The organism is Cupriavidus basilensis (assembly GCF_008801925.2).
GTDB lineage: Bacteria > Pseudomonadota > Gammaproteobacteria > Burkholderiales > Burkholderiaceae > Cupriavidus > Cupriavidus basilensis.
Genome location: NZ_CP062804.1, coordinates 749,956 through 776,180, shown reverse-complemented (window position 1 = coordinate 776,180; position 26,225 = coordinate 749,956). Strand labels below are relative to the sequence as shown.

Sequence of the window (26,225 nt, the reverse complement as noted above, 5' to 3'; positions counted from 1 at the left end):
TCACCGGCAGTCGGCAGGCTCCGTGATTGTGCAACGCACAATACCCTCGTCTCCCGGAATCCAATCCCTCAACTGAAAATTTCTCAGCAATAGCTGAGATGGACTGCATTGATCGGCACTGCCCGAGGCACGACACTCGAATCATCATTTCAACAACCAGGAGACGAAAATGATGCTCGAGAACAAAGTTGTGATCGTAACCGGCGCCGCCTCCCCCCGCGGCATCGGCAGGGCAACGGCAAGCGCCCTTGCCGCACAGGGCGCCAAGGTGGTGGTGCTGGACCTGCAGCAGGCCGACGCACAGCGCGCAGCGCTGGAACTGGGCGCAGGGCATCTCGGCCTCGCCTGCGATGTGACCGACCGCGAGGCCTGCCAACTGGCGGCGCGCGCCACCCTGGAAAAATACGGCCGGATCGATGGACTGGTCAATAACGCGGGGATTACGCAGCCGGTACGGACGCTGGATATCCAGCCCGCCAATTTCGACGCCGTGGTCGATGTGAACCTGCGCGGCACGCTCTACATGTCGCAGGCCGTCCTCCCGCAGATGAAAGAGCAAAAGCGCGGCAGCATCGTTTGCATGTCGTCGGTCTCCGCGCAACGTGGCGGCGGCATTTTCGGGGGGCCGCACTACAGCGCGGCCAAGGCGGGCGTGCTTGGCCTTGCACGTGCCATGGCCCGCGAATTCGGTGGCGACAACATCCGCGTCAACTCGATCACGCCCGGCCTGATCCAGACAGACATCACCGGCGACAAGCTCACCGTGGAAATGCGGGCCGACATCATCAAGGGAATTCCGCTGGGCCGCCTGGGTGACGCCGCCGACGTGGCCAATGCTTGCCTGTTCCTGATCAGCGACCTGTCCGCTTACCTGACGGGCATCACGCTCGACGTCAATGGCGGGATGCTGATTCACTGATCGTCCCCGACGACCGCCTTCTCTTCAGCTGGCGGAACAATCCGCGCACCCGGGCGAACCCGGGGCGCATGGCAGGAGACAACATGAAAACCAAATACGCTTCGCCCGTTGCGGGCGATGTGATGGCGCACGCGGATGCGGCCAGCTTTGAGTCCAGGACCTACGCAAAAGTGGTGCGGCGCCTGATCCCGTTCCTGATGCTGTGCTATCTCGGCGCCTACCTGGACCGGGTCAACGTGGGATTCGCCAAGCTGCAGATGCTCAATGACCTGCGCTTCAGCGAAACGATCTATGGCCTTGGCGCCGGCATCTTCTTTCTTGGCTATTTCCTCTTCGAAGTGCCCAGCAACATGATCCTGCACAAGGTGGGGGCGCGCAACTGGCTCGCGCGCATCATGCTGACGTGGGCCATCATCTCGGCGAGCTTCGCGTTTGTGAGCAGCCCCACCTCCTTTTACGTGCTGCGTTTCCTGCTCGGCGTGGCGGAGGCCGGATTTGCGCCGGGTGTCATCCTCTACATGACCTACTGGTTCCCATCGGAACGACGGGCCAAGGCGCTATCGATGTTCTTCATGGCGATTCCGTTGGCGGGCATCGTGGGCGGGCCGCTTTCCGGCTACATCATGCACGCGTTCCACGGCGCGCTGGACCTGGCCGGGTGGAAGTGGCTGTTCATGCTGGAGGCGCTGCCCTCGCTCATTCTCGGCATCGCCATCCTGCTCTACCTGGACAACGGCATCCAGAGCGCGAAGTGGCTCACCGACGCGGAGAAAGCGCTGCTTGCGCGCAACGTCGCCGGCGACAACGCCCGGAAGGTCTCGCACGTGTCGATTCGCGCGTTCATCGCCGATCGCCGGCTCTGGCTGATGGCGGCCATCTACTTCTGCGTCGTGCTCGGACAGTATGGCCTGACGTTCTGGTTGCCGACCATCGTCAGGAAGGCTGGTGTCGCCGATCCTTTGTGGGTGGGCATCCTCACCGCCCTGCCGTATCTTTGCGCAATCGTTGCGTTGCCGCTGGTCGGCATGAGCGCGGACCACCACCGCGAGCGGCGCCTGCACCTGGCGATCCCGATGCTGGTAGCGGCGGCGGGCTTTGCCACGCTCCCTCTGCTTGGTGGCGTCGGCGCCTCGATCATCTGCCTGAGCATCGCGGCGGCGGGCATCCTGACGTCGTCGTCGCAGTTCTGGGCTTTGCCCACCGCTTTGCTGGGTGGCATGTCGGCAGCGGCCGGAATCGCCGCCGTCAACTGCGTTGCCAACCTCGCAGGGTTTTTTTCCCCGGCCATCGTCGGCTGGCTCAACGATCTGACCGGGAAATCGACGGCCGGCCTGATCTTCATCTCGGTTGCCATCGTGCTCGGCGCATTACTTGTCTTCCTTGTCCCGGCGAAGGCAGTCAACCGCTGAGATTTCCCATTCCCTTGACCATCAGATACACGCAGGAGACGAACATGCATTCATCCGCATCCGCAGCGCCCGTGCCATTGGCAGAGCGCGCCTATCGCATCCGCAGGAATGCCCTGTTGATGGGCGAAGTGCAGGGCCAGGGCTATATCGGGCAAGCACTCGACATTGCCGACGTCCTGGCCGTCGCGTACTTCGGCGCCATGAAGTACCGTCCGGAAGATCCCGAGTGGGAGGGACGAGATCGCTTCCTCCTGTCCAACGGGCACTACGCCATTGCCTTGTATGCCGCGTTGTTCGAAGCAGGCATCCTGCCTGCGGACGAGCTGGAGACGTATGGCAGCGACGATAGCCGCCTGCCGATGTCAGGCATGGCAAGTTACACACCTGGCATGGAGATGTCCGGCGGCTCGCTGGGACAAGGCCTGACGATTGCCGTTGGCCGCTGCCTGGGCCTCAAGCGCAAGGGCTCCGATGCCTTTGTCTATACGCTGTTTTCCGATGGCGAACTGGATGAAGGTGCGATCTGGGAAGGGATCATGTCGGCCAGCCACTGGAAGCTGGACAACCTGATCGCGATTGTCGACGTCAACAACCAGCAGGCCGACGGGCCATCGACGCAGATCATGGCGTTCGAGCCGCTGGTGGAAAAGCTGGAGGCGTTCGGCTGGTTCACGCAGCGCGTGGATGGCAACGATATCGCGGCGGTGGCGGCGGCGTTCGATGCGGCGCGGTCGCATCCGGGCGCGCAGCCCCGCATCATTGTTTGCGATACGCGCATGGGTTGCGGCGTTCCCTTCCTGGAACAACGCGAGAAGAACCACTTTATCCGCGTCGACGCCCACGAGTGGCAGCTCGCGCTGGAAGCACTGGAAGCCGGGAGACAAGCATGAGCCACGCAACCTTGACCAAGCCGAGACTGAAGACGTCGGCGATGATCGCCTCGATTGCCGGAGAAGGCCAGGCGACGCGCCCTGCCCCGTTCGGACAGGCGCTGGTGGAACTGGCCCGCAACAAGCCCGACGTGATCGGCATGACGGCGGACCTGGGCAAGTACACCGACCTGCATCTGTTTGCCAAGGCGTTCCCCGAGCGCTACTACCAGATGGGCATGGCCGAGCAGTTGCTGATGGGCGCAGCCGCCGGCCTGGCGCACGAGGGGGCGCAACCCTTTGTCACCACGTACGCGGTCTTTGCCACGCGCCGCGCCTATGACTTCATGCACCAGGCCATCGCCGAAGACAACCTGGATGTGAAGATCGTGTGCGCGCTGCCCGGCCTGACGACAGGCTACGGCCCGAGCCATCAGGCCGCCGAGGACCTGGCGTTGATGCGCGCGATGCCGAACATGACCGTCATCGATCCATGCGACGCGCTGGACATCGAGCAGATGGTGCCGGCCATCGCGGCCCATCGCGGCCCGGTCTATGCACGGCTGCTGCGCGGCAACGTGCCCGTGGTGCTGGATGAGTATGACTATCGCTTTGAGCTTGGCAAGGCAAAGCTGCTGCGCGACGGCGCAGAGGTAATCGTGATCTCGTCCGGCATCATGACCATGCGCGCGCTCGAAGTGGCCAAGGCGCTGGAGGCCGATCGCATCGGCACCGCCGTGCTGCACGTGCCGACGATCAAGCCCCTGGACACCGAGACCATCGTGCGCGAGGCAAGGCGCTCCGGACGGCTCGTCGTCGTCGCCGAGAACCACACGGTGATCGGCGGTCTTGGCGAAGGCGTGGCGGCAGCGTTGATGCGCGCGGGCGTCAGCGCGCCGTTCCGGCAGGTTGGCCTGCCGGATGCTTTCCTCGATGCTGGCGCGCTGCCTACGCTGCACGATCGCTACGGCATTTCGGCCAACGTCATGGCGGCAACCATCAAGGGCTGGCTCGGCTAAGGGGAAGCGCGGGGCGGCGCGGCGGTCGGCAGGCCCCTCACCGCCGAGCCCCGATCCACCGCACCATCTCCCCAAACACCGGTATATCCATCGGCACCGACAAGTCCAGCGCCAGGCTGCGGCGGTAGTACGGGCTGAGGTCCAGCCCCACGCCCAGCCCCAGCACCTCAACGTCGCGCAGCGTTTCGTGGCGCGCCACCACTTCCTTCAGGTGGTTGTCCAGGTAGAACGCATCGTTGGCTTGCCCCGTGGCGCTGTCCATCGGGCTGCCGTCGGATACCACGACCAGGATGCGGCGGGTCTCGGCGCGCGCAAGCAGCCGCGCGCACGCCCAGTCGACTGCCTCGCCGTCCACGCCTTCGCGGAACAGGTCGGCCTTGAATAGCGCGGCGATGCTGGCGCGCGCACGCCGCCAGCTTGTGGCGGCGTCCTTGAACACCATGTGGCAGGCTTCATTCAGCCGCCCGGGATGCGCGGGCCGGCCGCGGGCCAGCCAGTCGAGCCGGGCGCGGCCGCCATTCCACGCGCCGGTGGTAAATCCCAGCACCTCGCTGGCCACGCCGGCCTGGTCAAGCGCACGCGTGAGAATGTCGACCATCATGGCGACCGGCTCGATATGCGCCTTCATCGAGCCCGAGCAATCGATCAGAAAGCTCACCGCGCAGTCCGCCTGCAGCCGGTGCCGCTCCCGCCGGAACAGACGGCGCTCCGCCGGCGAGGTGACCAGCTGCGCGAGGCGCCGGCCGTCGATGCGGCCGTCTTCCTCGCCAAAGGACCAGCCATCGCGCTGCGGCACGGCAAGCGATGCCGTCAGCGCGCGCGCCAGCCTTGCCACGTTGATGCCTTGTTCGGCGATGCGCCGGTCGAGGCGTTCGCGGTACTCCGCCAGCAGATCCTTGCGCACCAGCGTGCCGGGGGCGATCTCCCGGTCATAGCGCGTGGTGTAGGCGCGGTAGCCTTGGCCGCACGCGTGCAGCACGCGGCTGTTGCCGGTGGCGGCCATGGCCATGGCTTCGAGTTCGTCGTCCTCGCCCCCGAGCGCCAGTGAGAACGCCACGCGCACGGCTTCGTTGTCTTCGGCCTCTTGCTCATCGGCTTGCATCCCGTGCGCGCGGGTGGCGCGCAGCATCTCGCCCACCAGCCGCGCCAGTTCGAGGGCATGGATCGCAAACGCGCCCTGCTCGGCGCGGTGCCGGCGCAAGCCCGCCAGCGGCGCGCCTAGCACCGGGACGATGGCCGCGCGTGTGGCTTCGATCAGGTCTTCGGTGTCTTCCAGCACCGGCCAGCCCGACAGGCGCGACCACGCGATCTGCGCCACGGTGTACAGCAGGATGCCAAGGTGGCTCTCGGCCAGGCCGCTGCGATGGAACGCGCGGGACCAGGCCGCAAAGCGGTGGCGCAGGTTCTGCGCGACACCCGGCATGCCGGCTGGCAGCTGCGACTCGCAGCGCAGTTGTTCCAGCAGTTCGAACACCAGCCGTTCCACCGGATCCGCCGGGCACAACTGCTTGTGCAGATCCGCGTCCGACTGCGCGAGCCGTAGTGCCGCCCCATCCGCCGCGCCGCGCAGGCAGGCAAAGTCGTCCACCTGCGGGTCGGCGCGCAGGTGCGGCGCATGCAGCGGCAGCGGCCGCAGGTCGCGGCACAAGCGGCCGTCACGATAATGCAGCGCGCGGTCGCCCGTGAGCGCGCGCACCACCGCCGCGCACAGGGCCTCGCGCTGCTGGCCGCGGCGGTTTGCCGTCCGGGGCGACATCAGCACGGCTGCGGCGCGTCGCCGAGCGCGGCTTCCACCTCCCGGCCAAAGCAGCGCTGGAAATATTCGCCCACGATCGGGCGCTCGGCGTCGTCGCATTTGTTGAGAAAGCTCAGCCGGAACGCCAGCGCCGGGTCGCGGAAGATCTGGCAGTTTTCCGCCCAGCTGATCACCGTGCGCGGCGACATCAGCGTGGACAGGTCCCCCGTGGCAAAACCCTTGCGCGTGAGCTCGGCCACGCTCACCATCGATGCGATCAGCGCGCGGCCGGCGTCGTCCGCCAGTTCCGGCACACGTGCCAGCACAATGCTGGCCTCTTCCGCGCGCGGCAGGTAGTTGAGCGTGGCGACCACGTTCCAGCGGTCCATCTGCGCGTGGTTCAGCATCTGGGTGCCGTGGTACAGGCCGTTCAGGTTGCCAAGCCCCACGGTGTTGGTGGTGGCGAACATGCGGAACGCCGGATGCGGATGGATCACGCGATTCTGGTCCAGCAGCGTGAACTTGCCGTCGCGCTCCAGCATGCGCTGGATCACGAACATCACATCGGGGCGGCCCGCATCGTACTCGTCGAAGATCAGCGCCACCGGGCGCTGCAGCGCCCACGGCACGATGCCTTCCTGGAACTCCGTGACCTGGCGGCCATCGCGCACCACGATGGCGTCCTTGCCGACCAGGTCTAGCCGGCTGATATGGCCGTCCAGGTTCACACGCACGCAAGGCCAGTTGAGGCGCGCCGCCACCTGCTCGATATGGGTGGACTTGCCGGTGCCATGCAGGCCCTGCACCATCACGCGGCGATCCCGCGTGAAGCCGGCCAGGATCGCCAGCGTCACTTCGGGGTTGAAGCGGTAGGCCTCATCGATCTCCGGCACGTGGTCATCGCGCTCGCTGAATGCCGGCACCATCAGGCCGGAGTCGATACCAAACAAGGTGCGTGCCGCAACCATCTTGTCCGGTTTGCCAGTCACGATATCCATCACGTCGGTCTCCTTTGGGCGCCGCCCTTTCAGCCATGATAGAGCAGTTTCGTTTTTAGATACAAATCATCTCGTTTATTGATTTCACCTATTGACCTTCGGTTCCATGTGCCATACATTTTTGGCAACAACACTTTTCGGGACGATTAGTTCCGTTTTGATAAACAGACCGGAGACACACCATGAGCGAACACCTGCCTGAAGCCATCAAGACCACCGCGCTGCCCGCCACCACCGGCCCGCAAGAGATGACCCCGTCGGAAGCCTTTGTCGAGACCCTGGCCGCCAATGGCGTCACCGACATGTTCGGCATCATGGGCTCGGCCTTCATGGACGCCATGGACATCTTCGCCCCCGCCGGCATCCGCCTGATCCCCGTCGTGCACGAGCAAGGCGCCGGCCACATGGCCGACGGCTATGCCCGCGTCTCGGGCCGCCACGGCGTCGTCATCGGACAGAACGGCCCCGGCATCAGCAACTGCGTGACCGCCATCGCCGCCGCTTACTGGGCACATAGCCCGGTGGTGATCGTCACCCCGGAGGCCGGCACCATGGGCATTGGCCTGGGCGGATTCCAGGAAGCCAGGCAGCTGCCCATGTTCCAGGAGTTCACCAAGTACCAGGGCCACGTCACCCACCCCGCACGCATGGCCGAGTACACCGGCCGCTGCTTCGACCGCGCCATGGCCGAGATGGGACCAACCCAGCTCAACATCCCCCGCGACTACTTCTACGGCCAGATCAAGGCCGAGATCCCGCAGCCCCAGCGCCTGGACCGCGGCCCCGGCGGCGACCAGCGCCTGAACGAAGCCGCCGAGCTGATCGCCAAGGCCAGGTTCCCCGTCATCATCTCCGGCGGCGGCGTGGTCATGGCCGATGCCATCGACGAATGCCAGGCCCTGGCCGAGCGGCTGGGCGCCCCGGTGGTCAACAGCTACCTGCACAACGACTCCTTCCCCGCCAGCCATCCCCTGTGGTGCGGCCCGCTGGGCTACCAGGGCTCCAAGGCCGCCATGAAGCTGCTCGCCCGCGCCGATGTCGTCATCGCCCTCGGCTCGCGCCTCGGACCCTTCGGCACCCTGCCCCAGCACGGCATGGACTACTGGCCCAAGCACGCCAAGATCATCCAGATCGATGCCGACCACAAGATGCTCGGCCTGGTCAAGAAGATCTCGGTGGGCATCTGCGGCGATGCCAAGGCCGCTGCCGTGGCACTGACCGAGCGCCTGGCCGGCCGCACCCTGGCCTGCGACGCCTCCCGCGAAGAGCGCGCCGCACAGATCGCCGCCGAGAAGGCCGCCTGGGAGAAGGAACTCGACGAATGGACCCACGAGCGCGACCCCTACAGCCTGGACATGATCGAGGAGCAGAAGCACGAGCGCACGCCCACCGGCGGACACTACCTGCATCCGCGCCAGGTCCTGCGCGAGCTGGAGAAGGCCATGCCCGAAGACGTGATGGTCTCCACCGACATCGGCAACATCAACTCGGTGGCCAACAGCTATCTGCGCTTCAACAAGCCGCGCAGCTTCTTTGCCGCCATGAGCTGGGGCAACTGCGGCTATGCCTTCCCCACCATCATGGGCGCCAAGGTCGCCGCCCCCCACCGCCCGGCCGTGTCCTACGCCGGCGACGGCGCCTGGGGCATGAGCCTGATGGAGACCATGACCGCCGTGCGCCACAACATCCCGGTCACCGCCGTGGTGTTCCACAACCGCCAGTGGGGCGCGGAGAAGAAGAACCAGGTGGACTTCTACAACCGCCGCTTCGTCGCCGGCGAGCTGGACAACCAGAGCTTCGCCGAGATCGCCCGCGCCATGGGCGCCGAGGGCATCGTGGTGGACAAGCTGGAGGATGTGGGCCCCGCGCTCAAGCGCGCCATCGACCTGCAGATGCACCACGGCAAGACCACCATCATCGAGATCATGTGCACCCGTGAGCTCGGCGACCCCTTCCGCCGCGATGCGCTGGCCAAGCCTGTGCGCATGCTCGACAAGTACAAGGACTACGTCTGAGCGCTGAGCAGACAGCGGACAGCACGCAACTGAGCAGACAAGCACGTGACCATCCCTTGCCCGGACATGCCGGGCAGGGGATGATCCGGACCCGGCGGCAGGCGGCGCATGCGATACGCGCCGCCTGCCGCAACCCGCTCCGGTGTCATCGAGCGCGGCCACGGCCCCCGGCGGCGAACCATTCGCCGACCTACGAACTACTATATAAGCCGTGGCGCGTGACCCCTGGGCAGAGCAGGAGACAAGCAAAGTGATTCACCATCAGCAGCAGCAATCCAGCGGCCTGAAGCACGGGCTGAAACAGCGCCACATGACCATGATCGCGCTGGGCGGCGTCATTGGCGCGGGCCTATTCGTCGGCAGTGGCGTCGTCATCAAGTCTGCCGGCCCGGCGGCTGTCATTTCCTTTCTCATCACCGGCTTGCTGGTGGTGCTCGTCATGCGCATGCTGGGCGAAATGGCTTGCGCGCTGCCCACCGTGGGCTCCTTCTATGAATACGCCCGCGAAGCCTGGAGCGACCGCCCGGCGATTGGCGAGCTGGCCGGGTTCCTGACTGGCTGGATGTACTGGTATTTCTGGGTGATCGTGGTCGCGCTGGAGGCCGTGGCCGGGGCCAGCCTGGTGCAGTTCTGGCTCCCGGACGTTCCCGCGTGGAGCATCAGCCTGGCGCTGCTGGTGATGCTCACGCTCACCAACCTGATCTCGGTGAAGTCCTTTGGCGAATTCGAGTTCTGGTTCGCCTCGATCAAGGTGGCGGCCATCGTGGTGTTCCTGTTCCTGGCCGGGCTGTTCGTGCTCGGCATGTGGCCGGGCGCTACCGCCAGCGTGGCACACCTGACCGCGCATGGCGGCTTTGCGCCTAACGGGATCATGCCGGTGTTGACAGGCGCGGTAGCGGCGACGGGGTTCTACTTCGGCGCCGAGATCGTGACCATCGCCGCGGCGGAAACCGCCGAGCCGCAAAAGGCGGTGGCCAGGGCCACCAGCTCGGTCATCACCCGCGTGCTGGTGTTCTATGTGGGCTCGGTGCTGCTGGTGGTGTGCCTAGTGCCGTGGAACTCCGCCGGCATCGCCACGCCGTATGTCAGCGCGCTCAATGCCATGCGCATCCCGGCGGCGGCGCAGATCATGAACGCCGTCGTGCTCACCGCGGTGCTGTCGGCGCTGAACTCCGGGCTGTACGCCTCGTCGCGCATGCTGTTCGCGCTGACCAAGCGTGGCGATGCGCCCAAGGGGCTGGCCAGGCTGAGCCGCAGCGGCGTGCCGGTCAGGGCCATCCTGTTCGCCACGCTGTTCGGCTATGGCGCGGTGGTGATGTCCTATGTATCGCCGGACAAGGTCTTTGCCTTCCTGGTCAACTCCTATGGCACCGTCGCCATCTTTGTCTACATCCTGATCGCCATCTCGCAGCTGCGCCTGCGCGCCCGCCTGGAGCGCGAGGCGCCGCACCGGCTCAAGGTGCGGATGTGGGCCTTCCCCTACCTGACCTGGATCGCCATCGCTGGCATGGTCGGGATCGTGGTCGCCATGGCCTTTATCCCCGACCAGCGCACCCCGCTGCTGCTCGGCGTGGCCAGCCTTGGCATCCTGGTGCTGGCGTACGCCGTGCGCCAGCAGCTCCGGAAGCACGCCGCCGCCGCGCCGCTGGGCAAGGTGCGGCGGGCTGACTGACACGCCCGGCGCCTGAACCGGCTTGCCGCGATGCGTGCCATCGCGGCCTTCCCTCCCTCCCAACGCCTTGCAGGCCGCCGCGGCCATCTTCCGCGCCGGCCCGCCCGCGCCTGCCCGGCCGTGTACCTGATGCGCGGCATGCCGGGGGCGCACTGGCCCAAACGATTCATCGGATCTGGCCCTACAGCATTGCGCGTCACCTCTCTATGCTGCAGTCATAAGCCGCACAGGTCCGGCGCCCGGATCACCAGCACCATCAAAGACATCAAGGAGACTCAAATGGCAAACCCCCAGGTAACCGCAGCCACCCTGCAAGCCTTCAGCGACGCGTGGAACCGCCACGACATCGAAGCGCTGATGGGCTTCATGGCCGAGGACTGCGTGTTCCACGCCGTGGCCGGCAGCGAGTTGTTCGGCCGCAGCTTCGAAGGCCGCGCCGCGGTGCGCGAGGGCTTCCAGCTGGCCTGGCAGGCGTTCCCCGACGCAGCGTGGCTTGACGGCGAGCATTTCGTCGCTGGCGAGCGCGGCGTCAGCGAATCCACCTTCCGCGGCACCAAGGCGGACGGCACGCGCATCGAGGCGCGCATGGTGGATGTGTTCACCTTCCGCGACGGCAAGATCGCGGTGAAGAACGCGTACCGCAAGGATCGCCCGCCCGTTGCCACCGCCGGCACCGGCGCCGCCGACTGATTCCAGCCCCGCCAGAGGGCATTTGAGGATGACAAAGATGGACGCCACCGCCGCAAGACTGATCCTGCCCGAAGGCCGCGCCACCGCGCCTTCGAAGCCGTACGACCCGGCCTACGATCCCCTGGTCGCGCCCACGCCCGGCCAGGGCCGCGAATACGCTCCCACCTACTGGATCGGCACGGCCGGCGAGCCGCCGCCCGACGATGGCCCGATCACGCACGATATCGACGTGGACGTGGCCATCATCGGCTCCGGCTTCACCGGGCTGACCTGCGCGATCTTCCTCGCGCAGGAGCACGGCATCAAGGCGACCGTGCTGGAGGCCAACCGCGTGAGCTGGGGCTGCAGCACGCGCAATGGCGGCCAGGCGCAATGCGCCTCGGGCCGGCTCAAGCGCTCGCAATGGATCCAGCGCTACGGCCTGGACACCGCGCTGCGGCTGCATGAAGAAGTGTGCGACGGCATGGAGACCTTCAAGGGGCTGATCAAGGACATCGACTGCGAACCGCAGCCCGGTGGCCACCTCTACATCGCCCACCGTGCCAAGGTCATGCCCGCGCTGGAAAAGGAAGCCAAGGTGCTGCGCGACGTGTTCAAGTACGACGCGCGCATCCTGGATGCCGACACCGTCAAGCGCGAATACGTCGACGACAAGGAAGCCGCCGGCGCCATGCATGAGCCCGAAGGCATCGGCATCCATGCCGGCAAGCTGGCCTTCGGCTACCTGCGCCGCGCGCGCGCGCTGGGCGCCAAGGTGCATCCCTCCAGCCCGGTGCTGAGCTGGGAGACGCGCGGCGGCGTGCATTACCTCAGGACGCCTGGCGGCATCGTGCGTGCCCGCGCGGTGGGCGTGGCCACCGGCGGCTATACCTCGCCGAGCCTGCACGCGCAGCTCAAGAACCGGCTGTTCCCGATCCTGTCGAACTCCATCGTCACGCGTGTGCTGACGCCCACGGAGCGCGAGGCGTGCAATTTCCGCACGACGCAGGTCATCACCGATACCCGCATCCTGCGGCACTACTACCGCCTGATGCCGGACGGCCGCCTGCAGATCGGCAGCCGCAGCGCCATCACCGGCAACGATGCGCCGCAGCATAAGTACAAGGACAAGCTCATTGCCGACCTGCACCGCAAGTTCCCTGCGCTCGAAGGCATCCAGATCGACTATTCTTGGTGGGGCTGGGTCGATGTGAGCCATGACATGATGCCGCGCATCTTCCAGCCGGACCCGGCCCAGACCATCTACTACGCGATGGGTTACGGCGGCAACGGCGTGATGTATTCCGCGCAGGCGGGCAAGCGCATGGCGGCGCTGATCGCGGGCAAGAGCGCGGGGCCGGAATTGCCGATCTTCCGCTCGGCGCTGCCGTTCCCGAACGTGCGCGAGATGGTGGAAGCGCAGGCGTTCGCGCCGTTCCGCCGCTTCGGGCAGTGGTTCCTGTATCGCTGGTATCACATGAAGGATGAAGTGATCTGAACTTGCAAGGTTGAAGGTTGAAGCCGAATAAAGGCGGGGTCCCCTGAGAACCGCCATCCCCACTCAAGACGAGGAGCCAGGCATGGGCCGAGGCCATCAATCCGTACCCCCGCAGCCAGGCCGGCGCGGCGTGCTGCGCTCGCTCGGCGCGCTGGGCGCCGGCGCCGCGCTGACCCACCCGGCGCTGCAAGCGCTGGCGGCCACCGCCGCCGATGCGCGCATCGAGATGCCGTTCGAGAACGGCGAGCGCGAACTGGTGGCCTTCCCCCAGAAGCGCCCGCTGATCCTGCTGACCAGCCGGCCGCCGCAGCTGGAGACGCCGTTTGGCGTGTTCAACGAGGGCCCGATCACGCCCAACGATGCCTTCTTCGTGCGTTACCACTGGAGCGGCATCCCCACCAGCATCGATCCGCAAACCTACCGGCTGCGCGTGGGCGGCAAGGTCAACGCCCCGCTGGAACTCTCTCTCGACGAGATCAAGCGCCTGGCCACCCCGTTGGACCTGGTGGCGGTCAACCAGTGCTCGGGCAACAGCCGGGGCTTTTTCTCGCCGCGCGCCAACGGCGGGCAACTCGGCAACGGCGCCATGGGCAATGCGCGCTGGACCGGCGTGCCCCTGAAAGCCCTGCTGGACAAGGCCGGCGTGCAAGCCGGCGCCATGCAGGTGAGCTTTGACGGCATGGACCGCCCGCCGCTGGAAGGCGGCCCGGACTTCGTCAAAGCCCTGGCCATCGACCACGCGCTCGACGGCGAGGTCATGCTCGCCTGGGCCATGAACGGCGCGGACCTGCCCATGCTCAACGGCTATCCGCTGCGCCTGATCGTGCCGGGCTACTACGGCACCTACTGGGTCAAGCACCTGGCCGATATCCAGGTGCTGGACAAGCCGTTCGACGGGTTCTGGATGAACGCGGCCTATCGCATTCCCGACAATCCCTGCGCCTGCGTGGCGCCCGGCACGGCGCCCGCGCGCACGGTGCCGATCAACCGCTTCAACGTGCGCTCATTCATCACCAGCCTGGCCGATGGCGCCAAGGTGCGGGCCGGGCGCCAGACCGTGCTGCGCGGCATCGCCTTCGACGGCGGCTATGGCATTGACGAGGTCGCCCTGTCAACGGACGGAGGCCGCACCTGGCGCGCGGCGCAACTGGGCAAGGACCTGGGCCGCTATTCCTTTCGCGAATGGACGGCGGCGTTCACACCGCCAAAAAAGGGCGAGTACGAACTGAAGGTGCGCGCCAGCAACCGTATCGGCCAGAGCCAGCCGCTCACCGCGCTGTGGAACCCCGCCGGCTACATGCGCAACGTGGTGGAAACCACGCGCGTGGTGGCAGCATGAAGGAGGCCACCATGCCATTCGCCAAGCCCTTGCGCCGCCACAGCGGAATACTCGCCCTTGCCCTGTGCGCTGCCAGCATGGCCAGCGCCGCGCAGGCACTGGAAATCACGCTGCCGCCGGAAACCGCGCGCTACACGCCGAGCGACCTGCCCGGCTATCGCCTGGTGCAGCAGAACTGCATGACCTGCCACTCCGCGCAGTATGTGCTGACGCAACCGCCATCGTCGCCGCGCGGCTACTGGGAGGCGACGGTCAAGAAGATGAAGAAGCCTTTCGGCGCGCCGTTCGCGGATGAAGACATCCCCGCCATGGTCGACTACCTGACCAAGACCTATGGCGCGGAGCGCACGGCCTACGCTGCGGCGCCCGCGGCGCAAGGCAGCGCGCCGGCGCCGGCCGCCCCTGCCACAACTGTGGCCAGCCATGATCCCCAGGCCCTGCTTGCGGCCAATGGCTGCACCGCCTGCCACGCCGTCGACAAGAAAGTGGTGGGGCCCGCGTTCAAGGAGGTGGCGGCCAAGTACGCGAACCAGCCGGGCGCCGCGGCGCTGGTGGCGCAGAACATCCGCGCGGGCGGCGCGGGCAAGTGGGGGCAAGTGCCAATGCCGGCCTATGCCGCGCTCTCCAAGGAAGACCTGCAAAGCCTGGCGGGGTGGATCCTCGGCCGCTGAGGGGCCGTGGCGCCGGACTGCGGGCAACCCGCATTTCCCCGGCGCGCGGCTTCGCCCATAATCTGCCGCACACGACAACGGCCCGGCGCACCCCCACAACGGCGTCCACGGCACCGGCCACAGCAACGGGAGCGGCATGGCAAGCGTAGGCAAGGCAAACACATTCTGGAACCGGCTGCTGCAGCTTTCCTCCGATTCCGGCGTCAGCCTGCAGGCGCAGTTGCGCCAGCAGCTGGTGTCGGCCATTCTCGCCCGGCAGTTGCCGGAAGGCAGCGCCCTGCCCTCCAGCCGCGAACTGGCGGCCACGCTGGGCATCGCCCGCAACACGGTGATCCTGGCTTTCCAGCAACTGGTCGAGGAGCGCTTCCTGGAGACCAGGCCGCGGCGCGGCTACTTCGTGGTGGAACAGTTGCCCAGCGCCGCCAGGCCTGGCTCAGCGCAGGCCCGGGCCATTAGTGCGGCCATGCCCGAGGACGCAGGCGAAGGCGGCCCGGACTGGGACGCGCGGCTGCCGGACATGACCGGCAAACGTGCGATCGTCAAGCCCAGCGAGTGGCAAAACTATCCCTACCCCTTCATCTACGGCCAGTTCGACCCCGCGCTGTTTCCCACTGCCGACTGGCGCGAATGCTCGCGCATGGCGCTGGCCGTGCTGGAGATCCGGGGCTGGGCGTCGGACCTGATCGACCGTGACGATCCACTGCTGATCGAGCAGTTGCAAAAGCACATCCTGCCGCGCCGGGGCGTGTGGGCCAACCCCGACGAGATCATGGTCACCATGGGCGCGCAAAACGCGCTCTATCTGCTGGCCGACCTGCTGATGCAAGGCGCGCGGGTCGGGCTGGAAGAACCGGGCTATAACGATGCGCGCCACATCTTCGGCATGCGCGCGCGCGAGGTGGTGCCGCTGGCGGTGGACGAGTCCGGCCTGTGCCCCGACGACGCGCTGGCCCAGTGCGACTACGCCTTCATCACACCCAGCTACCAATGCCCCACCACGGCCACCATGCCACTGGAGAGGCGCGAGACGCTGCTGCTCGAAGCCCGCCGCCACGACGTGGTGCTGATCGAGGACGACTACGACACCGAGAACCCGGCGCTGACGCAGCCCATCCCCGCGCTGAAAAGCCTGGACCGCGATGGCCGCGTGATCTACGTGGGCAGCCTGTCCAAATCCTTCGTGCCCGGCATCCGGCTCGGCTACATCGTCGCCCCCGCCGCCGTGATCCGCCAGGCGCGCGCGCTGCGCCGCTTCATGCTGCGCCATCCGCCCGCCAACAACCAGCGCGCCACGGCGCTGTTCATCTCGCTGGGCCACCATGATGCGCTGCTGCGGCGCGTGGCGCCCATCTTCCAGCGCCGCGCCGAGATCCTGCGCGACATGCTGGCGCGCCACCTGCCGCAGGCGCGCGCGCGCAACTCGCCCGGCGCGTCATCGTTCTGGGTGGAGGGCCCGCCCGGGCTCGACGCCCGCAAGCTGGCCGCGATCGCGCTCACGCACGGCGTCATCATCGAGCCGGGGGATGTGTTCTTTTCTACCGATGCGCCGTCGCCACACTTGCGCATGGGCTATACGGCCATTGCGGAAGAGCGGATCGAGGAAGGGGTGAAGCTGCTGGGGCAGTTGATCGGGCAGGCGATGGTGCGCTGACGGCCCGGTGAAGGCCCGGTGAAGGCTCGGTGAAGGCTCGGTGAAGGCACACAGCGCGGCCGCGCGCGCGATGTGTTGGTTTGCTCCGCCTTACTCGCCTTACTCGCCTTACTCGAACACCGGCCGGAAGAAACTACGCTCGTAGCTGACGATGCATTGCGTTTCCTGCGCGTAGCGGAACGCCGCCTGGCACGCCGGATCGTCGAAGGACTGGTTGCGATACACCTCGTACAGCGCAAGGCTGGGGAAGGAGAACAAGGCCAGCGCCACGTTGTTGGCGCCTTCCGACGGCAGGAAGTAGCCATGATGCTGGCCGCCGAATTTCTCGACCAGCGGAATCCACAGCTTGCCGTAGTGCTCGAACTCCTTGAGCTTGTTGGCGTCGACGATATAGCGCAGGTAGCAGGTGATCATGGTGGGGTGGTTGTCCTGGGTTGATTTTGCTTTGACGATGCTGCCTACTCTTTTTCTGTCTCTTGCCTCAGCCGACCGCCGCGCCGCCGCCAAACCCGATGACTTCCGAAGCCAGCGCCCGGATCGGCCGGCCGAAGCTGGTGATGGCCGGCAGCGTGGCGTTGTGGTGGCGCCGGATCAGCTCGGCGCTGGCGTGCGGCTTGTCGTGCGTGGTGTGCGCGTCGGCGGCGAGCGTGATCGCATAGCCAAGCCCGGCGGCGCGGCGCACGGTGGTGTCCACGCAGAACTCGGTGGCATAGCCGCAGATGACCAGGTGCTTTGCCCGCAGGCGGTCCAGCAGCGCAGCGAGTTCCGTATGCAGGAAGGAGTCGGGCGTGGTCTTGCGCACGTGGTGGTCGCCGGCCGTGACGACCAGCGTGCGCTCCAACTCCCAGCCTGGTGAGCCGAACGATAGCGCGCCGCCAGCCTGCTCGTGCTGCACGAACACCACCGGCACGCCGGCTGCGCGCGCCCGTGCCGCGAGGCCGTTGATACGGCCGAGCACGGCATCGGCATCGCCCGGGCGTGGCGCGTCGTCGAACAGGCCACGTTGTACGTCAATCACGATCAGAGCGGTTTGCATCGAATGAAGGGCCGGCGGCCCGTGGCTGGATAGCCGCCAGCATATGCGAGCGCCCGCGCGACCGCAACGCAATGCGCCGAAATCAATGCAAAGGCGGCGAGGCCAGCTTGACCCCACCCTCCGCCGGCGTGCCACGATCGAGCCGAATGGCCAGCAACGCCACGGCCACTGCCGCTACCGGCACCAGTGCCGCCACCCAGGTCACGGCGCCAAGCCCCGGACCGCGGGTGATGACCACCCCGCCCAGCCACGCCCCGATGGCGTTGCCCAGGTTGAAGGCGGCGATATTGAAGCTCGACGCCAGGCTCTGCCCTGCGCCGCTGGCACGCTCCAGCACCCACATCTGCAGCGGCGCCACGGTTGCGAAGGCGGCCACGCCCAGCAGGCCGATGAAGATCACGGACAGCACCTTGCTGTGCAGGACAAAACTCATCAGCCCGAGCACCACGGCCAGCGCCAGCATGCTGCCAAGCACGGTGGCCTGCAGATGGCGGTCCGCCAGCTTGCCGCCAAGCAGGTTGCCGGCCACCAGGCCCACGCCGAAGACGAGCAGGATGGGCGAGACGGCGCTGTCGGCAAAGCCGGTGATCTGCGTCAGGATCGGCGCGATATACGTGAACACCGCAAACACGCCGGCATAGCCCAGCACCGTGGTCAGCAGCCCCAGCAGTACCGGCCGGCGCATCAGCGCGCGCAGGTCGCGGCGCAGGTCGGGCGCTTGCGGGGCTTCGCGCTCGGCCGGCACCGCCAAGGCAATCACCAGCACCGCCAGCAAGCCAACGGCGGCCACCGCCCAGAAGCTGGCGCGCCAGCCGTAGGCCTGGCCGAGCCAGGTGCCGAACGGGACCCCGAGCACGCTCGCCACCGTCAGCCCGGTGAACATCACGGCAATGGCCGACGCGCGCTTGTGCGGCGCCACCATCCCGGTGGCGACCACCGAGCCCACGCCAAAGAACGTGCCATGCGCCAGCGCGGTGAGCACCCGCGCGGCCATCAACAACGCATAGTTCGGCGCCAGCGCGCAGGCCGCGTTGCCGATGGTGAAGATCACCATCAGGCTCAGCAGCGCCGTCTTGCGCGGCCAGCGGGCGGTCAGCGCGGTCATGACCGGCGCGCCGGCCACCACGCCAAGCGCATAGCCCGAAATCAGCAGGCCCGCCGCCGCGATGGAGACGCCGAGGTCGGTCCCGACCTCCAGCAGCAGGCCCATGATGATGAATTCTGTGACGCCGATGCCGAAGGCGCCGGCGGTCAAGGCATAGAGAGCGAGTGGCATAGGAAATATTTGAAGCGGTATGCGATACGGGTTACATGCAATCCGGGAAGTCCAGGACGTCCATGAAGTCCAGGACGCCGGAGCAGCATGCAGCGAAGTATGGGGACGGGGAGATTGGTGCGGTAGACTGCCCGCACGAACAACATTTATGAATTGAATTCACAATGTCGAGGCTCGAAGTCAATCGCTCCGGCGAGATGGAAGTGTTCGTGCGGGTGGTGGAACTGGGCGGTTTTTCCGCCGCCGCGCGCGCCTTGCGCATGACGCCGTCGGCCGTGAGCAAGCTGGTGGCGCGGCTGGAGGCCCGGCTCGGCGCTCGCCTGGTCAACCGCTCGACGCGCCGCATCGAGCTCACGGCGGAAGGCAGTGCCTTCTACGAACGCGCCGTGCGCGTGCTGGCCGACCTGGACGATGCCGAACGCGGTGCCGCCGCCAGCGCCGCGCCCCACGGCCGCGTGCGCATCAATGCCAACGTGCCTTTTGGCGATCACTTCCTGCTGCCGCTGGTGCCGGAGTTCCTGGCGCTGTATCCGGACATCCAGCTCGATATCGTGCTGACCGACCAGGTCATCGACCTGATGGAAGAGCGCACTGACGTGGCGATCCGCGCCGGCGAGCTGAAGAGCTCGCAGCTGATGGCCCGCAAGCTGGGCGAGACCCGCATGGTGGTGGTGGGCGCGCCCGCCTACCTGGCGCGTTGCGGCACGCCCCGCGTGCCCGCCGACCTGGCCGGGCACAACTGCCTGAAGCTAGGCTACGCGCGCGCGATCGAAGGCTGGCCGATGCTCGAAGGCGGGCAAGCCACCATGGTGGCGCCGCTGGGCAATGCCATGACCAGCAATGGCGACGCGCTGCGGCGGATCGTGGTCGGCGGGCTGGGGCTGGCCAGGATGGCCGTGTTCCAGGTCCGCGAGGACATCGCCGCCGGGCGGCTGGTGCCGCTGCTCGAAGCGTTCAACCCCGGCGACCTGGAGGCGGTGCATGCGGTGTACCTGGGCCAGGGCCGCCACTTGCCGGCGCGGGTGCGGGCGCTGCTGGATTTCCTGGCGCAGCGGGTGGAGATGGGGACTTAGGCACGCGGATCCATCGAGACGCCTGGCTTGCTACAAGAGCCGATCGCGCGTCTAATCATCCAGGGTGGGCAAAGGCGGTCAGGAGGCGATATGCGCTGCGCGAATTGCGGCTACGCGAACCTCGCAGGCGCCAACTTCTGCGAGGCGTGCGGGGCGCGGCTTGCGCGCATGTGCCCGCAGTGCGGCGAGGAGGCCACCTCCATTGCCAGGTTCTGCCGCGCCTGTGGCGTTGCGCTCCTGGATTCCCCATCAGGACCGCCCCTGCCTTCCAGGCCATCAGTTGCGGCCCCTGTCCACTACACGCCACCCCATCTGGCCGGGCGCATCCTGGCTGAGCAGGCGGCAATGGAGGCCCGGGGCGGGACGGCAGGTGAACGCAAGACCATCACGGCTCTCTTTGCCGATATGGCGGGCTCGACGGCCTTGACCCAGGACCTGGACCCGGAGGAAACGCGCCGCCTCATCGACCCCGTCGTGACGCTGATGATGGAGGCCGTGCACCACTACGAAGGCTACGTGGCCAAGTTCCTCGGCGACGGCATCCTGGCGCTGTTCGGCGCGCCCATTGCCCACGAGGACCATGCCCTGCGGGCCCTGTACGCAGCCCTGCGCATGCAGGAAGCGATGCGCCGGCACAGTGACCGGGTCCGTCTGGAGCAAGGCATACCGCTTCAGATCCGGATCGGCATCCACACGGGCGAGGTCGTGGTGCGCTCGATTCGCAAGGATGACTTGCATACGGACTACGATCCGGTCGGGCACACGATCCACATCGCCTCGCGCATGGAAGGTATCGCTACGCCGGCGTCCATCCTCGTCAGCGAATCCACCCATAAGCTGACGGAGGGGTATTTCGAGTTCAAGGCCCTGGGCACCACACATGTCAAAGGCGTCCGGGATGCGCTGGCGGTCTATGAGGTGATGGGCCTCGGGGCCATGCGCACGCGCCTGCAAGTCGCGGCGCACCGCGGCCTGGCCAGGTTTGTGGGCCGGCAGGCCGAATTGGAACAGTTGCACAACGCGCTGGCGCTGGCCGAGGCGGGCCGAGGGCAGGTCGTTGCGGTGGTTGGCGAGGCCGGGGTCGGCAAATCCCGGCTGTTCCACGAGTTCAAGGCGCGATCGCAGGCAGACTGCCTGGCGCTGGAGACGTTCTCGGTTTCGCACGGCAAGGCCTTCGCCTATTTACCGTTGATCGAGCTTTTGAAAAACTACTTTCAGATCACCGCGCAGGACAGCGACCGAAGCTGCCGCGAGAAGGTGACCGGCAGGCTGCTCACGCTGGAGCGTTCCCTGGAACGTCATCTGCCCTACTTGCTCTATCTGCTCGGGAGCATCGAACCCGGCTCGGCACTGCCGACCATGGACGCGTCGATCCGACGTCAGCGCACCTTCGAAGCGATTGCCTGCCTGCTGGTGCGCGAGAGCCTGAATCAGCCCCTCGAGGTCATTTTCGAGGATCTGCAATGGCTGGACAGCGAAACCGAGGCCTTCCTCAATTTGCTTGTCGACCATGTGCCGGGGGCAAGGATCATCCTGCTGGTCAATTACCGCCCGGAGTATTCCCATGACTGGGGCGCCGAAGGCAACTACACCCAGCTGAGCCTGCAGCCATTGGGCCCGGCCGAAGCCCAGGGACTGCTCTGCGCGCTGCTCGGTGATGACCGCAGCCTGGTGCCGCTGAAGCGACTCATCCTGGACAAGACCGAAGGCAATCCGTTTTTCATGGAGGAAGTGGTCCAGACACTGGTCGAGGAGACCGCCTTGCTCGGCCAGCCCGGCTGCTACCGCATCGAGAAGGCGCCCGCCTTGCTGCACATCCCCACCACCGTCCAAGGCGTGCTCGCGGCCCGTATCGACCGGCTCCCGCTCGCCCAGAAGGAACTGCTGCAGACCCTGGCCGTGATCGGCAAGGAGTTTCCATTGAGTCTCATCCTGCACGTCACCGGCCTGGCCGAAGACAAGCTGCGCCCGCTTCTGGCCGACCTGCAGGCGGCGGATTTCATTTACGAGCGGCCCGCATTCCCGGAAATCGAGTACGCCTTCAAGCACGCCCTGACGCAGGAGGTCGCCGGCAATTCGCTGCTTAGCGAGCGGCGCAGCGCGCTGCATGAGAGCACGGCCCAGGCCATCGAGGCCCTTTTCCATGGCCGGCTGAAGGACTACTGCAGCGAGCTCGCGCACCATTACAGCCATAGCGGCAATATCCCGAAGGCGGTCGCCTACCTTCACTGTGCCGGCCAGCAGGCCCTGCAGCGTTCGGCCCAGGCTGAAGCGATCCGGCACCTGAGCACCGCCATCGAACTGCTCAAGCGGATGCCGGATAACCCCGAACGCACGCGCCAGGAACTCACGCTGCTGCTCACCCTCGGCCCGGCCCTGATGGCTGCTCGCGGTCAGGCCTCCCCGGAGGTGGAGGCAAACTACCAGCGCGCGCTGGCCTTGTGCGAGCAGGAGAAGCAAACACCGTACGCGTTCTCGGCTCAGCTCGGACTGTGGGCGTTTTATCAGCTGCGTGCGCAATACGAGATCGCACACCCAATTGGGGAACGGCTGCTTGGCCTCGCCCTGCAAACGCACAAGCCCAAGCAGCTTGCGGAGGCGCATCGCGCGATCGGCGCCACGGTGTTCCGCCTTGGCAAGCTGGACATGGCCCGCGACCATATCGAACAGGTGCTGGCCTTGCAGCGCCCGGACCCGCCGGTGTATGACTTTCTCATGGGATACGGGCGCGATCCGGCCGTCCATGCCATGAGCACATTGGGCTGGGTCCTGTGGTACCTCGGCATGCCGGATCAGGCCCGCACGCGCAGCCAGGAGGCCCTGGCGATGGCCAGGGCGCGCCCGGACGCCTTTAACCTCGCACTTTGCCTTGTCTTCGCGGCTGAAGTGCACCTGTGCCGCAGGGAGGTGCAACTGACCCGGGAGTACGCCGAGGCCGCCATCGCGGTCTCGTACGAGCAGGGATTCCCGATCTATCTGGCGTGGGGAACCGTCCTGCTAGGCTGGGTGCTGGCCGAACAGGGGGATCATGCGCAGGGGATAGCCCAGATACAGCGGGGCCTGGCCGCCTATCAGGAAACCGGCGCGGCGCTGGGACAACCCAATCTCCTGGCCCTGCTCGCGCATGCCTACGGAGGGGCAGGGCAAATCCAGGCCGGACTGGATGCGCTGGCCGAGGCCCAAGCCTTGGCAGAAGAAACGGGAGAGCGGCTTGACGAAGCGACGCTGCATCGCCTCAAGGGAGAACTGATACTCCGGCAGTCAAGCCTGGCGCCCTTCCAGACCACCGGCAGCGATGCAGCCGAAGCATGCTTTCAGAAAGCGATCGCGGTCGCCCGCGCCCAGGGTGCCAGGTCACTGGAACTGCAGGCCGCGCTAAGCCTGGCCGGCCTGTGGCGCCAACAAGGAAAGCTGAACGCGGCGCGCGATGCGCTGGCGGCGATCCATGGCAGCCTCGGCGAGGGCGCCGATACCGCCGACTGGCAAGAGGCCAAAACCCTGCTGGATGATCTGACGCGGCAAATTGGCACGACCCCGGTGCCTTCTCCCGAATGACCCAGATGCAAACCCGCTTCCTGGCACTGTGGTCGCGTTCAGGCGGCACGCAGGCTGTCCAGGCCTATGCGGATCTTGCCCGCTGCTATGCCGAGCCGGCACGGCACTATCACACGCTCCGCCATGTTCGCCGCTGCCTGCGCGATCTGGACTGGGCGCGCAGCGCGATTCCCGATACTGACGCCGTCGAGCTGGCGCTCTGGTGCCACGACGTCATCTATGTTCCCGGGGCGCACGACAACGAGCAACGCAGCGCTGAGTGGCTCCGCTACTGGGCCCGAGGCCGGATAGCCGCAACGGAACGCATCGCCGGGATGATCCTGTGCACCTCGCATGCCGGCATGGCCACGGATCTGGCAAGCCAATTTACCGCCGACATCGACCTTGCCGTGCTGGGTTGTGCCCGCGCGCGCTTTCGCCAGAACGGCGCGCACTTACGGGCCGAGCGTCCTGACCTGGATGAGGTTGCTTATGATTGCGCCGAGCGGGCGTTCCTGGGCGCCCTGCTTGATCTGCCTCGCATCTATCAGACCGATCTGTTCCATGCCCGCTATGAAGCGCGCGCACGCCGCAACCTGGCGTGGCGGCTTGCGCAGCCGGCGGCATCCGGGGCCTCGTCTTCCTTCAAAGAAATTCCCCTCTGATATCAACGGTCGAGCGCTGGCCAATGTGGTCGTAGTGCGCCTCCAGCCACGTCCCGGCCTCAGTCCTTCCCTTGTCACGCAGCGAACAAAGGAAGGCCCAGTCGGCGTTGTACTTGCTCGACACGCCCAGCGCGGCCATCGTCTCATCGGACCGGATCGAGTGGATCATCATCTCCTTCATTTCACTGCGGTCGATCTTGCCTTGCTGGATCAGCGAAGTCACGAATGCGATGGCGCGCATCTCCCGGATGAGGGATGAGTTGAAGCTGACTTCGCTGACGCGATTGAGGATGTCCGCGGCCGTGGTCGGCACCCCCCGGCGCACGATCGGGTTGATGTGCACAATCACGACATCGTGGGTATTGCAGTGATAAATCAGCGGGAAAATTGCCGGGTTGCCCACATAGCCGCCGTCCCAATAGTGCTGGCCATCGATGGCCACTGCCTGGAACAGCGTTGGCACGCAGGCTGACGCCAGTACCGCGTCGATGCACAGGTCCTCGCCTGAAAAGATGCGTATCCTTCCGGTCTCGATATTGGTCGCGCACAGGTAAAGATGAATGGGGCAGCGCTGGCGTAACGCCTCGAAATCTACCTGCTTGGCCAACACATCCCGCAGCGGATTCATGTTGTTGGGATTGAACTGGTATGGCGACAGAAGACGCAGAACGATGTCGGCCATCGCGTACAGCGGGGAATGGTCCAGGCCCAGGGTATGGTTTCCCTTGATCCACGGCACCCAGCGCAATGGACTGTATCGTTCAGCCGATCGGGCGATAGCGCGCCAGAAGTCATGCAGCGCCTGGCGCGCGCCGTCGCGCCCGCCCTGCAACAGCCCATAAGCCAGCACGGCGGCATTCATGGCGCCCGCACTTGTCGCGCTGACGCCCTCGATGCCGAGCCGCCCGTCCTCGAGCAGCCGGTCGAGGACCCCCCATGTAAACGCGCCATGCATGCCACCGCCCTGCAATGCAAGGGCCACAGCTTTCTGTTCCCCGTTCTGTTCCCCTTTCCGCTCCCCATTGTCAGGATTCATGCAATGCTCCCCTGCCGTCCCTGGCAAGCCGGCGATAGCGGTGGCTGGATGCGCGCCCACGGTCCGTCGTCAGGTATTGCTTTGGCCACGTCCTTTGCGCGCGCGAAGCAACGCAAAGGCTAACAAAAGATATTTGAAGTTAACACCTTGATACGCATTTTGTTAGGGCTTCTTGGCGCTTGGCAACGGAAAAGCAGCGCCAATGCGCGAGGCAATCCGGGCGGGCGTTAGCGGTTACCGGTTACCGGTCACCGCGCATCGGCCGCCTGCAGCCCGTTCTCCACCATATCCAGCAACCGCTGCCCGATCTGGTGTGCCTGCCCTGGCGACATCGCCACCATGCGCAGCGGCCCGTCGATGACCAGCATCGACAAGCCATGCACGGCGGACCACGCGAGGTATTCGGCGCCGGGGCGGCGCGCAGCGGACAGCACGCCGGCCTCCATCATCCGGTCCAGCGCCGCGCCGAGCAGTTGGTAGGGATTGAGGCCGCTGTCGCCCGCCTTGTCGGGGACCGGCACGCCTTCCAGTTCGTCCTGCACCGAGAACGCCGTGCGGAACAGGCCAGGCTCGGCGAGCGCGAACTGCATGTAGCCGGTGCCGACCGCGCGCAGGCTGGCGCGGGCGAAGTCCGCGGGCGGCGCGCTCTCGTCCAGCGCGGCAAGCTCCACCTCGATGGCTTGCGCCAGCGCCGCCAGCGCTGCGGAACGCACCGCTTGCAACAGGTCCTGGCGACTGGCGAAGTGCCGGTAGGCGGCGTTGGGCACGACCCCGGCGCGCCGGGTGGCCTCGCGCAGCACGACGGCATCCGGGCCCCCATCACGCGCCAGTTCGATGCCGGCGTCGAGCAACGCGCGGCGCAGGTCGCCATGCCGGTAGGTGCTGCGGGGCGTTGGGATGGCAGGGGGGGTGGCTACCGCCGCATCCTCGGGAATGGCGGGAACGGCAGTGCCGCCGGCGTCGGCAAATTCCGTTGAACTCGCGATGCGCGCGGTGCGCCGGATGCTTGAAGCGCGCTTTGCGCCGGTCATTTTCTCACCATGTGGACAGCGTCCATTTTCTTTACTATTGTAGTGGACAGTGTACACAATGATTGAGCGGATCGTCTTCCCTGCGCCCTCGCCGCGCACCTTGCCTGCGA

21 protein-coding genes are annotated in these 26,225 nt (G+C 66.5%); 14 read left to right on the top strand and 7 right to left on the bottom strand.

Annotated features, from left to right (window positions below):
• The first annotated feature begins 169 nt into the window (after positions 1 to 169).
• The 4 genes from F7R26_RS24400 to F7R26_RS24385 all read left to right on the top strand — a co-directional run bounded on the left by F7R26_RS24400 (position 170) and on the right by F7R26_RS24385 (position 4,216).
• Positions 170 to 919 (top strand): SDR family NAD(P)-dependent oxidoreductase, encoded by a 750-nt coding sequence (locus tag F7R26_RS24400; protein WP_150985079.1) that lies wholly within the window; start codon positions 170 to 172, stop codon positions 917 to 919.
• 83 nt (positions 920 to 1,002) lie between these two features.
• Complete coding sequence (locus tag F7R26_RS24395) at positions 1,003 to 2,328, top strand: MFS transporter (protein ID WP_150985078.1); 1,326 nt, start codon at positions 1,003 to 1,005, stop codon at positions 2,326 to 2,328.
• A 44-nt stretch (positions 2,329 to 2,372) separates the two neighbouring features.
• On the top strand, positions 2,373 to 3,218 hold the full coding sequence (locus F7R26_RS24390; RefSeq protein WP_150985077.1) for a transketolase: 846 nt from the start codon (positions 2,373 to 2,375) through the stop codon (positions 3,216 to 3,218).
• A complete protein-coding gene (locus tag F7R26_RS24385; protein ID WP_150985076.1) occupies positions 3,215 to 4,216 on the top strand; it encodes a transketolase family protein in 1,002 nt (333 codons plus the stop codon). The genes F7R26_RS24390 and F7R26_RS24385 overlap by 4 nt, the downstream gene beginning before the upstream one ends.
• Positions 4,217 to 4,253: 37 nt before the next feature.
• Here the strand turns inward: F7R26_RS24385 and F7R26_RS24380 are convergent, their stop codons facing one another.
• Positions 4,254 to 5,972 carry a cobaltochelatase CobT-related protein gene (locus tag F7R26_RS24380; protein ID WP_150985075.1) on the bottom strand — a complete coding sequence of 573 codons (1,719 nt, stop codon included), beginning with the start codon at positions 5,970 to 5,972 and terminating at the stop codon, positions 4,254 to 4,256.
• Positions 5,972 to 6,949, bottom strand: a complete 978-nt coding sequence (locus F7R26_RS24375; RefSeq protein WP_150985074.1) for an AAA family ATPase — start codon at positions 6,947 to 6,949, stop codon at positions 5,972 to 5,974. The genes F7R26_RS24380 and F7R26_RS24375 overlap by 1 nt, the downstream gene beginning before the upstream one ends.
• A gap of 182 nt (positions 6,950 to 7,131) precedes the next feature.
• Here F7R26_RS24375 and xsc point away from each other — a divergent pair, with 182 nt between their 5' ends.
• The 7 genes from xsc to pdxR all read left to right on the top strand — a co-directional run bounded on the left by xsc (position 7,132) and on the right by pdxR (position 16,464).
• Positions 7,132 to 8,964 carry a sulfoacetaldehyde acetyltransferase gene (gene xsc / locus F7R26_RS24370; protein WP_193692236.1) on the top strand — a complete coding sequence of 611 codons (1,833 nt, stop codon included), beginning with the start codon at positions 7,132 to 7,134 and terminating at the stop codon, positions 8,962 to 8,964.
• A 310-nt stretch (positions 8,965 to 9,274) separates the two neighbouring features.
• The gene (locus tag F7R26_RS24365) at positions 9,275 to 10,636 is read left to right on the top strand and encodes an amino acid permease (protein ID WP_193692263.1); all 1,362 of its coding nucleotides are present in this window, start codon (positions 9,275 to 9,277) and stop codon (positions 10,634 to 10,636) included.
• Between the two features lie 279 nt (positions 10,637 to 10,915).
• The gene (locus F7R26_RS24360) at positions 10,916 to 11,326 is read left to right on the top strand and encodes a nuclear transport factor 2 family protein (protein ID WP_150985072.1); all 411 of its coding nucleotides are present in this window, start codon (positions 10,916 to 10,918) and stop codon (positions 11,324 to 11,326) included.
• A 37-nt stretch (positions 11,327 to 11,363) separates the two neighbouring features.
• Positions 11,364 to 12,803 (top strand): NAD(P)/FAD-dependent oxidoreductase, encoded by a 1,440-nt coding sequence (locus F7R26_RS24355; protein WP_150985071.1) that lies wholly within the window; start codon positions 11,364 to 11,366, stop codon positions 12,801 to 12,803.
• Between the two features lie 82 nt (positions 12,804 to 12,885).
• Entirely contained in the window at positions 12,886 to 14,142 is a 1,257-nt protein-coding gene (gene sorA, locus F7R26_RS24350) for a SorA family sulfite dehydrogenase catalytic subunit (protein WP_150985070.1), read from the top strand.
• 11 nt (positions 14,143 to 14,153) lie between these two features.
• Positions 14,154 to 14,813 carry a SorB family sulfite dehydrogenase c-type cytochrome subunit gene (sorB, locus tag F7R26_RS24345; protein WP_241754707.1) on the top strand — a complete coding sequence of 220 codons (660 nt, stop codon included), beginning with the start codon at positions 14,154 to 14,156 and terminating at the stop codon, positions 14,811 to 14,813.
• A gap of 136 nt (positions 14,814 to 14,949) precedes the next feature.
• Positions 14,950 to 16,464 carry a MocR-like pyridoxine biosynthesis transcription factor PdxR gene (gene pdxR / locus F7R26_RS24340; RefSeq protein ID WP_150985068.1) on the top strand — a complete coding sequence of 505 codons (1,515 nt, stop codon included), beginning with the start codon at positions 14,950 to 14,952 and terminating at the stop codon, positions 16,462 to 16,464.
• Positions 16,465 to 16,572: 108 nt separating this feature from the next.
• Here pdxR and F7R26_RS24335 read toward each other — a convergent pair whose 3' ends face one another.
• The 3 genes from F7R26_RS24335 to F7R26_RS24325 all read right to left on the bottom strand — a co-directional run bounded on the left by F7R26_RS24335 (position 16,573) and on the right by F7R26_RS24325 (position 18,776).
• On the bottom strand, positions 16,573 to 16,878 hold the full coding sequence (locus tag F7R26_RS24335; RefSeq protein WP_150985067.1) for an NIPSNAP family protein: 306 nt from the start codon (positions 16,876 to 16,878) through the stop codon (positions 16,573 to 16,575).
• Positions 16,879 to 16,945: 67 nt separating this feature from the next.
• On the bottom strand, positions 16,946 to 17,500 hold the full coding sequence (locus F7R26_RS24330; RefSeq protein ID WP_150985066.1) for a cysteine hydrolase family protein: 555 nt from the start codon (positions 17,498 to 17,500) through the stop codon (positions 16,946 to 16,948).
• A gap of 82 nt (positions 17,501 to 17,582) precedes the next feature.
• Entirely contained in the window at positions 17,583 to 18,776 is a 1,194-nt protein-coding gene (locus tag F7R26_RS24325) for an MFS transporter (RefSeq protein WP_150985065.1), read from the bottom strand.
• 164 nt (positions 18,777 to 18,940) lie between these two features.
• Here F7R26_RS24325 and F7R26_RS24320 point away from each other — a divergent pair, with 164 nt between their 5' ends.
• The 3 genes from F7R26_RS24320 (at position 18,941) to F7R26_RS24310 (ending at position 24,048) form a co-directional block, all read left to right on the top strand.
• Positions 18,941 to 19,849: a LysR family transcriptional regulator gene (locus tag F7R26_RS24320; protein ID WP_150985064.1), complete on the top strand. Its 909-nt coding sequence runs from the start codon at positions 18,941 to 18,943 to the stop codon at positions 19,847 to 19,849.
• 90 nt (positions 19,850 to 19,939) lie between these two features.
• On the top strand, positions 19,940 to 23,404 hold the full coding sequence (locus F7R26_RS24315; protein WP_150985063.1) for an adenylate/guanylate cyclase domain-containing protein: 3,465 nt from the start codon (positions 19,940 to 19,942) through the stop codon (positions 23,402 to 23,404).
• Positions 23,401 to 24,048, top strand: a complete 648-nt coding sequence (locus F7R26_RS24310) for an HD domain-containing protein (RefSeq protein ID WP_150985062.1) — start codon at positions 23,401 to 23,403, stop codon at positions 24,046 to 24,048. Before F7R26_RS24315 ends, F7R26_RS24310 begins: the two co-directional genes overlap by 4 nt.
• Here F7R26_RS24310 and F7R26_RS24305 read toward each other — a convergent pair.
• Complete coding sequence (locus F7R26_RS24305) at positions 24,029 to 25,084, bottom strand: patatin-like phospholipase family protein (RefSeq protein WP_150985061.1); 1,056 nt, start codon at positions 25,082 to 25,084, stop codon at positions 24,029 to 24,031. The two genes, F7R26_RS24310 and F7R26_RS24305, sit on opposite strands and share 20 nt — an antisense overlap.
• 248 nt (positions 25,085 to 25,332) lie before the next feature.
• Positions 25,333 to 26,115 carry a TetR/AcrR family transcriptional regulator gene (locus F7R26_RS24300; protein WP_150985060.1) on the bottom strand — a complete coding sequence of 261 codons (783 nt, stop codon included), beginning with the start codon at positions 26,113 to 26,115 and terminating at the stop codon, positions 25,333 to 25,335.
• Positions 26,116 to 26,225: the final 110 nt, after the last annotated feature.

Bases quoted from the DNA above. Each gene is read 5' to 3' on its own strand.
- F7R26_RS24400 (WP_150985079.1), top strand. From the start codon at position 170: ATGATGCTCGAGAACAAAGTTGTGATCGTAACCGGCGCCGCCTCCCCC.
- F7R26_RS24395 (WP_150985078.1), top strand. From the start codon at position 1,003: ATGAAAACCAAATACGCTTCGCCCGTTGCGGGCGATGTGATGGCGCAC.
- F7R26_RS24390 (WP_150985077.1), top strand. From the start codon at position 2,373: ATGCATTCATCCGCATCCGCAGCGCCCGTGCCATTGGCAGAGCGCGCC.
- F7R26_RS24385 (WP_150985076.1), top strand. From the start codon at position 3,215: ATGAGCCACGCAACCTTGACCAAGCCGAGACTGAAGACGTCGGCGATG.
- F7R26_RS24380 (WP_150985075.1), bottom strand. From the start codon at position 5,972: ATGTCGCCCCGGACGGCAAACCGCCGCGGCCAGCAGCGCGAGGCCCTG.
- F7R26_RS24375 (WP_150985074.1), bottom strand. From the start codon at position 6,949: ATGGATATCGTGACTGGCAAACCGGACAAGATGGTTGCGGCACGCACC.
- xsc (WP_193692236.1), top strand. From the start codon at position 7,132: ATGAGCGAACACCTGCCTGAAGCCATCAAGACCACCGCGCTGCCCGCC.
- F7R26_RS24365 (WP_193692263.1), top strand. From the start codon at position 9,275: ATGACCATGATCGCGCTGGGCGGCGTCATTGGCGCGGGCCTATTCGTC.
- F7R26_RS24360 (WP_150985072.1), top strand. From the start codon at position 10,916: ATGGCAAACCCCCAGGTAACCGCAGCCACCCTGCAAGCCTTCAGCGAC.
- F7R26_RS24355 (WP_150985071.1), top strand. From the start codon at position 11,364: ATGGACGCCACCGCCGCAAGACTGATCCTGCCCGAAGGCCGCGCCACC.
- sorA (WP_150985070.1), top strand. From the start codon at position 12,886: ATGGGCCGAGGCCATCAATCCGTACCCCCGCAGCCAGGCCGGCGCGGC.
- sorB (WP_241754707.1), top strand. From the start codon at position 14,154: ATGCCATTCGCCAAGCCCTTGCGCCGCCACAGCGGAATACTCGCCCTT.
- pdxR (WP_150985068.1), top strand. From the start codon at position 14,950: ATGGCAAGCGTAGGCAAGGCAAACACATTCTGGAACCGGCTGCTGCAG.
- F7R26_RS24335 (WP_150985067.1), bottom strand. From the start codon at position 16,878: ATGATCACCTGCTACCTGCGCTATATCGTCGACGCCAACAAGCTCAAG.
- F7R26_RS24330 (WP_150985066.1), bottom strand. From the start codon at position 17,500: ATGCAAACCGCTCTGATCGTGATTGACGTACAACGTGGCCTGTTCGAC.
- F7R26_RS24325 (WP_150985065.1), bottom strand. From the start codon at position 18,776: ATGCCACTCGCTCTCTATGCCTTGACCGCCGGCGCCTTCGGCATCGGC.
- F7R26_RS24320 (WP_150985064.1), top strand. From the start codon at position 18,941: ATGTCGAGGCTCGAAGTCAATCGCTCCGGCGAGATGGAAGTGTTCGTG.
- F7R26_RS24315 (WP_150985063.1), top strand. From the start codon at position 19,940: ATGCGCTGCGCGAATTGCGGCTACGCGAACCTCGCAGGCGCCAACTTC.
- F7R26_RS24310 (WP_150985062.1), top strand. From the start codon at position 23,401: ATGACCCAGATGCAAACCCGCTTCCTGGCACTGTGGTCGCGTTCAGGC.
- F7R26_RS24305 (WP_150985061.1), bottom strand. From the start codon at position 25,084: ATGAATCCTGACAATGGGGAGCGGAAAGGGGAACAGAACGGGGAACAG.
- F7R26_RS24300 (WP_150985060.1), bottom strand. From the start codon at position 26,115: ATGACCGGCGCAAAGCGCGCTTCAAGCATCCGGCGCACCGCGCGCATC.